Source organism: Thalassolituus sp., assembly GCF_984348125.1.
In genome coordinates this window covers 60,461-67,001 of sequence record NZ_CFHJLR010000018.1, presented here as the reverse complement: position 1 = coordinate 67,001, position 6,541 = coordinate 60,461, and the positions used below count along the sequence as shown (strand labels likewise).

The 6,541-nt window shown below is 52.1% G+C and carries 6 protein-coding genes; 1 reads left to right on the top strand and 5 read right to left on the bottom strand.

The window, feature by feature from the left end; translation table 11 throughout:
- Positions 1–156: 156 nt before the first annotated feature.
- Positions 157–576 carry a type IV pilin protein gene (locus tag AC5E51_RS12920; RefSeq protein WP_297530490.1) on the top strand — a complete coding sequence of 140 codons (420 nt, stop codon included), beginning with the start codon at positions 157–159 and terminating at the stop codon, positions 574–576.
- A 68-nt stretch (positions 577–644) separates the two neighbouring features.
- On the opposite strand, the gene ispH is transcribed toward AC5E51_RS12920, so the two are convergent.
- The 5 genes from ispH to ribF are packed head-to-tail and all read right to left on the bottom strand — an operon-like array spanning position 645 to position 6,510.
- Complete coding sequence (ispH, locus tag AC5E51_RS12915) at positions 645–1,589, bottom strand: 4-hydroxy-3-methylbut-2-enyl diphosphate reductase (protein ID WP_068444479.1); 945 nt, start codon at positions 1,587–1,589, stop codon at positions 645–647.
- Entirely contained in the window at positions 1,579–2,022 is a 444-nt protein-coding gene (fkpB, locus tag AC5E51_RS12910) for an FKBP-type peptidyl-prolyl cis-trans isomerase (protein WP_273088183.1), read from the bottom strand. Before fkpB ends, ispH begins: the two co-directional genes overlap by 11 nt.
- 56 nt (positions 2,023–2,078) lie before the next feature.
- Entirely contained in the window at positions 2,079–2,594 is a 516-nt protein-coding gene (lspA, locus tag AC5E51_RS12905) for a signal peptidase II (protein ID WP_297533114.1), read from the bottom strand.
- On the bottom strand, positions 2,594–5,491 hold the full coding sequence (gene ileS, locus AC5E51_RS12900; protein ID WP_491778670.1) for an isoleucine--tRNA ligase: 2,898 nt from the start codon (positions 5,489–5,491) through the stop codon (positions 2,594–2,596). The genes lspA and ileS overlap by 1 nt, the downstream gene beginning before the upstream one ends.
- A 47-nt stretch (positions 5,492–5,538) precedes the next feature.
- Entirely contained in the window at positions 5,539–6,510 is a 972-nt protein-coding gene (gene ribF / locus AC5E51_RS12895; RefSeq protein ID WP_068444468.1) for a bifunctional riboflavin kinase/FAD synthetase, read from the bottom strand.
- Between the last annotated feature and the right edge of the window lie 31 nt (positions 6,511–6,541).

Here is a 6,541-nt window from a genome sequence, read left to right as displayed (position 1 = left end):
CGGCGGCGGCGGCGGCGGCGGCGGCGGCGGCGGCGGCGGCGGCGGCGGCGGCGGCCCATGTGGCCCTCCACTATCGTTACTTTTTGGCGTAACTACTGAGAGCGACGTCCTTGAACGATGTAAACTCTTTAATACCAACTATTGGGAGGAACAACAATGACATACCACCGTGGTTTCACGTTGCTTGAGCTTCTTGTTGTACTAGCAATTGTTGGTATTCTCGCGGCTGTCGCATACCCCTCCTACCAAGATAGCGTAAGGCAAGCGAACCGCTCCGATGCTATTGCGGAGCTGCAAGGAATACTTGCAGCTCAGGAGCGATATTTCCTCGCAAACCGCGAATACGCAACAGCATTGTCCAGCCTTGGCTTTGCGACAGATACTCATGCTATTGATGTCTACAACATCACAGCAGGTGATTGTGATGCGCCCAATAATGACGCAACTCTATGCGTTGAAATAACTGCTGCTGCATCAACAGACAGTCAAAAGAAAGATGGCGATATTGTGATGAACAGTATTGGCCGTTCTGAACTCGTTGAAGCAGGAACGGACACCGTTAAAAAGCAGCTGTGACCTTTCAGCTGAACAAATAAAAAACCCCAGCATTAGCCGGGGTTTTTTATTACCAGAGAAATATCGACTTACACTTCGGTCATCCGTAACTCTTTTGGTAACGAGAAAACCACGTTTTCTTCTCTGCCCTGCAATTCCTCAGGCTCCTCACCACCGAGTGATACCAGTTTAGCAACGACTTCTTTAACCAGAACATCCGGAGCAGAAGCACCTGCAGTAATGCCAACGGCTTTAACACCCTCGAGCCATTCGGCCTGAATTTCGGAAGCATTGTCGATCAGAAAAGCTTTTGCCCCCATACGCTCACCAAGCTCACGGAGACGGTTGGAGTTACTGCTGTTTGGCGACCCCACTACCAGCATCAGATCGCAATCAGACGCGAGGATTTTAACGGCGTCCTGGCGGTTCTGTGTGGCGTAACAAATGTCGTCTTTTCGAGGCCCGGTAATCTCAGGAAACTTTGCACGCAGTGCATCAATAACCCGGGCAGTATCATCCATCGATAATGTTGTCTGAGTTACGTATGACAAGGCAGAAGGATCTTTGACCTCAAGTGCTTCAACGTCTTCTTCATCTTCAACGAGATAAATATTTCCGCCTTTACTGAAGTCGTACTGGCCCATGGTACCCTCGACTTCCGGATGCCCTTTATGGCCGATAAGAATGCACTCTCGGCCGAGAGCGCTGTAGCGGGTCACCTCAAGGTGAACCTTAGTCACTAGCGGGCAGGTCGCATCAAATACTTTAAGACCTCGGTCGGCTGCATTTTTACGCACAGCCTGAGACACTCCATGAGCTGAAAAAATAACGATATTATCGTCTGGCACTTCATCTAGCTCGTCGACGAAGATAGCACCTCGATCACGCAGGTCATTCACTACAAACTTATTGTGGACGACTTCGTGACGAACATAGATAGGCGGTTCAAACAGTTCCAGTGCGCGATTAACGATATCGATCGCCCGATCAACACCAGCGCAGAAACCGCGTGGATTAGCGAGCTTAATCTGCATCCTTCACCTCGAGAATCTGAACTTCAAAATGGAGCTCTTTTCCTGCCAGCGGATGATTGAAATCAACGGCAACGTAGTCACCTTCAATAGAGCTGATTACGCCAGGAAGCTCAGCCCCCTGAGCATCTGCGAATGACACCATCAAACCTGGCGCCACCGGCATATCCACCGGAAAATCGGAGCGTTTCATATCCTGAAGATTCTGCGGGTTTGGTTGCCCGAATGCTTTTTCGGGCGGCACGGTAAAAGTCTTGTGATCACCCGTGGTTAAACCGATCAGACATTCTTCAAAGCCTTCGGGTAAGTTTCCATCGCCGACCGAGAATTCAGCCGCGTCATTTTCGAAGGTGGAGTCCACTTCCTGCCCATCTGCCAGACGCAAGGCAAAATGCAGTTTTACCCGACTTCCGTCAGCAATAATTCCGAGAGACATATTCACACCTTTTAATGGGCCACACACTATGAAGGTGCAGCGTTAGTACGCAGATGTCAGGCTTTCGCCCGCTCTTCTTTAATTTCCCGAACCACATCAAGCGCCATCATAATCGCGCCTAATGTAATCGCGGAGTCAGCAATATTGAACGCTGGGAAATAACTGTTGTTCCAGTGAAACGAAATGAAATCGACGACGTGCCCATACAATACCCGGTCAATCAGATTGCCCACGGCACCGCCGAGTATCAGCGTCAGCGCAATAGGCAACCAGACACTTCCTCGCGGAAGTCTGGCCAGCCACACCAGCAACATAACCGAGACGCCCGCAGAGATAATCGTAAAGAACCAGCGCTGCCACCCCGCCTGATCCGCCAGGAAACTAAAAGCCGCACCTGGGTTATAGAGCAAGGTAAAGTCCAGAACAGGCAGGATGTACACCGGCTGGGCGTAGGTCAGCATGTTCTCCGCAGCCACTTTGGTCACCTGATCCAGCACCACGGCCAGCACGGCTAACCACAACCAGATCAGCGGCGAGCGTCCGCTGTCCGCTACAGCACTTGAATCATTCATCAGGCGTAATGACGGACTTCACCGTCACCCTCAACGTTCTCGACACAACGGCCGCACAAGGTTGGATGACGATCGTCGCTACCCACCGTCTCACTGTGATGCCAGCAACGTTCACACTTCTCAGCGTCGGATGCCATAACAGCAACGCGAAGACCATCAAGGTCGGTCGCTTCGCCACCCTCTTCGCTCAGAGGTTTTACAACGGCACCCGAGGTAATCAGTACAAAGCGTAATTCGTCACCCAAGCGATCCAGTTTGGCTTTCAGCTCGTCAGCAGCAAACAATACGACTTCAGCACTCAGAGATGCACCAATGCGTTTTTCACTGCGTGCTTTTTCCAACGCGCCGTTGACCGCTTCTTTGGCTTCCATGACGGAGCGCCAGTAAGCATCATTAAACTCGGACGCGGCAATCTGCGGAAAGTCTGTATACCACTCTGAAAGCTGAGCTGACTCTTCGCGCTCACCGCTCACTGGCGCAGGTAATGCGCTCCAGATTTCTTCAGCGGTGAAAGACAGCACAGGCGCGATCCAGCGCGCCATCGCTTCAGCGACATGATAAAGCGCAGTCTGCGCACTGCGACGTGGCAGGCTATCCGCTTTACAGGTGTACTGACGGTCTTTAATTACATCAAGGTAGAAGGCACCCAACTCAGATACACAGAAATTCATCAGCGTCTTAGTCAGCGTTTTCAAATCGTAGTTGTGGTAAAGCGCGATGACTTTTTCCTGGAGTCGCTCTGTGTAGCTGACCATCCAGGCATCGAGTGGCAGCAGTTGATCTGCTGGCACCATATCGGTCGCTGGTGTGAAGCCATTGATGTTCGCCAACAGGAAACGGCAGGTATTACGTACACGGCGATAAGAATCGGCGTTGCGTTTCAGAATTTCATCAGAAACCGTCATCTCACCTGAATAGTCAGTATCGGCTACCCACCAGCGAAGGATGTCGCCGCCCAGTTGATTAATAACCTTCTGAGGTTCTACCGTGTTGCCGATCGACTTGGACATCTTGCGGCCCTGACCATCAACGGTGAAGCCGTGAGTCAGTGCTGTTTTGTAGGGTGCTTTGCCATAGGCTGCGACGCTGGTCAGCAGTGATGACTGGAACCAACCACGGTGCTGGTCAGAACCTTCCAGATACAGGTCGGCGGGCATTTCCAGCTCGTCACGCGCCATGCAGACGGCCGTGTGAGTCACCCCAGAATCGAACCAGACATCCAGTGTATCGACGACTTTATCGTACTGAGTCGCTTCATCACCCAGTAACTCTGCCGGATCAAGATCAAACCAGGCATCAATGCCTGCACCTTCAACGCGCTCTGCAACCTGAGCAATTAATTCAGACGTACGCGGATGCAGTTCGGCGGTTTCTTTGTGAACGAAAAGTGCGATCGGCACCCCCCAGGTGCGCTGACGAGAAATACACCAGTCAGGGCGATCGTTCATCATGCCTTCGATGCGCGCCTTACCCCAGGACGGACGCCACTCGACGGTGTTCTCAACTTCATTCATCGCCTGATCCAGCAGGCCTGCCTGATTCATGCTGATAAACCACTGCGGCGTCGCACGGAAAATAATCGGCGTTTTATGGCGCCAGCAATGCGGATAGCTGTGCGTGATGTTGGCTTTTTTCACCAGAGCACCGCGCTCATTCAGAATGCCCAGTACACGGAAGTTACCTTTATCCGCTGTACTTAATCCCGTCAGCTCAAGCGCTTCCAGGGCAGGGTTGGCAATAAAGTTACCCTGAGAATCAACCAGCATTTCGTCGGATTTAACGCCGTAAACGTTCGAGACAACGTAGTCATCCACACCGTGCATGGGCGCGGTATGAACAGCCCCGGTACCCGAATCGGCCGTGACGTGTTCGCCGGTGATCACAGGCACGAATTTATCGCCGCCTTCTTTACCCGGCATAAACGGATGCTTGACCTTAAACGGCGCTTCATTCTGGTCTGGCGTCTGACCAAAAGCTTTACCTTTTGCAGTGCCCAGAACTTCATAACCATCTGCATCCAGCCCATAACGCTGAGCCGCGTCATCTACGAGGTCTGTAGCCAGCAGAAGAACTTCGTCCGCTTCTTTCAGCAGTACCAGTGAGTATTCCAGTTCAGGGTGAACAGATACCGCTTCGTTAGCAGGCAACGTCCATGGCGTCGTGGTCCAGATCACGATACTGACTGGCTTATCGACGTCGACGTTAAATACACCAGCAATTGCCTGGGTATCCGGGAAGGTGAACTTCACGTCAATCGCGACGGATTTCTTGTCCTGATATTCAACCTCTGCTTCCGCAAGCGCAGAGCCACAGTCAGAACACCAGTTAACCGGCTTGAAGCCTTTGTGCAGGTGTCCGGCATCAATGATCTTGCCAAGGGTGCGGATGATGTCGGCTTCAAATTTGAAGTCCATGGTCAGGTACGGGTTTTCCCAGTCACCCAGAACCATCAGGCGTTTGAAATCGTTGCGCTGACCATCCACCTGCTCAGCCGCGTATTCACGACAATGCTGGCGGAACTCGCTGGCGCTGACCTTCTCACCGACTTTGCCAACCTTAGCTTCAACCTTCAGTTCGATCGGCAGACCATGGCAGTCCCAGCCCGGAATATACGGCGCATCTTTACCGCTCAGCGTCTGGGACTTGATGATGACGTCTTTCAGAATCTTGTTAACTGCGTGACCGATGTGAATATTGCCGTTCGCGTACGGAGGGCCATCATGCAGAATAAATTTATCCCGTCCTGCGCGTGCTTCACGGATTTTGCGGTACAGACCAATTTCTTCCCAGCGCGCCAGCATTTCAGGCTCACGCTTTGCCAGATTTCCACGCATTGGAAATTCTGTATCCGGCAGGTTCAATGTCGGTTTGTATTGGCTTTCCACTTTATCGTTCATAAATTCACTGATTGCGTCAGGGGCCTGCTGCGTTAATGCGCGGCCTGTTATCGGTCAAATCGGAAAGAATCCGGTCGCGAAGCAAAATATGCCCGCGCCGCTTTCTTATCAGAGTCTATTGCAGACTTGAGCGCATCAAGTCCGTCGAATTTCATTTCATCACGAATCTTTTGCATAAAAGAGACGGTCAGGTGTTTACCGTACAGGTTTCCACTGAAACCAAACACGTGGACTTCCAATGATGGCTCAGGTTCACCACTGATCGTCGGCTTAACACCCAGATTAGCCACGCCGATGTATTCCTCGCGGCTTTCCTGCTCAATCAGGTGCACTGCGTACACACCGGTCATCGGCAGTCGGCTACGTTTAATCAGCACATTAGCTGTCGGTGTATCCAGCGTCCGCCCCAGTTGGCGACCATAGGCTACACGGCCTGACATCTGATATGGACGCCCCAACAGCTCCGCAGCCATCGGTAAATTGTCACGGGCCAACTCTTTGCGAACGCGGGTGCTGCTTACCCGATCACCCGCAATTTCATGCGTTGGGGTATCGTCAACACTGAACCCTGACACCTTACCAGCGGTCTCCAGTGCGGCATAATCACCACTGCGATCGCAACCGAACCGGAAGTCATCGCCGACAATCAGGTGCTTCACCTGAATGCCGTCGATCAGAATACTCTGGATAAACTGAGCAGCAGACATACTTCGCAGTGATTCGTTGAATGGCAGGCACAGAAGATAGTCAATGCCAGCGTCGCGTAGATCCTGAAACTTATCGCGAAACCCTGCCAGACGCGGTGGCGCCAGATCAGGCGCAAAGAACTCTTTAGGCTGAGGCTCAAACATCATCACCAGAGTAGGCTTACCGTCCTCTGCTGATACCTTTTGCAGTGATTCCAGGATGCGGCGATGGCCAAGATGAAGGCCATCAAAATTCCCGATGGTCGCGACGCAACCATCGAAATCGACGGGCAAACTGGCATTCAGATTGTGCAGGCCACGAATCAGGCGCATCACAGGTACCGCTGCAAAATTAAAAGCACGG

Bases quoted from the DNA above. Each gene is read 5' to 3' on its own strand.
- ispH (WP_068444479.1), bottom strand. From the start codon at position 1,589: ATGCAGATTAAGCTCGCTAATCCACGCGGTTTCTGCGCTGGTGTTGAT.
- fkpB (WP_273088183.1), bottom strand. From the start codon at position 2,022: ATGTCTCTCGGAATTATTGCTGACGGAAGTCGGGTAAAACTGCATTTT.
- ribF (WP_068444468.1), bottom strand. From the start codon at position 6,510: ATGCGCCTGATTCGTGGCCTGCACAATCTGAATGCCAGTTTGCCCGTC.
- AC5E51_RS12920 (WP_297530490.1), top strand. From the start codon at position 157: ATGACATACCACCGTGGTTTCACGTTGCTTGAGCTTCTTGTTGTACTA.
- lspA (WP_297533114.1), bottom strand. From the start codon at position 2,594: ATGAATGATTCAAGTGCTGTAGCGGACAGCGGACGCTCGCCGCTGATC.
- ileS (WP_491778670.1), bottom strand. From the start codon at position 5,491: ATGAACGATAAAGTGGAAAGCCAATACAAACCGACATTGAACCTGCCG.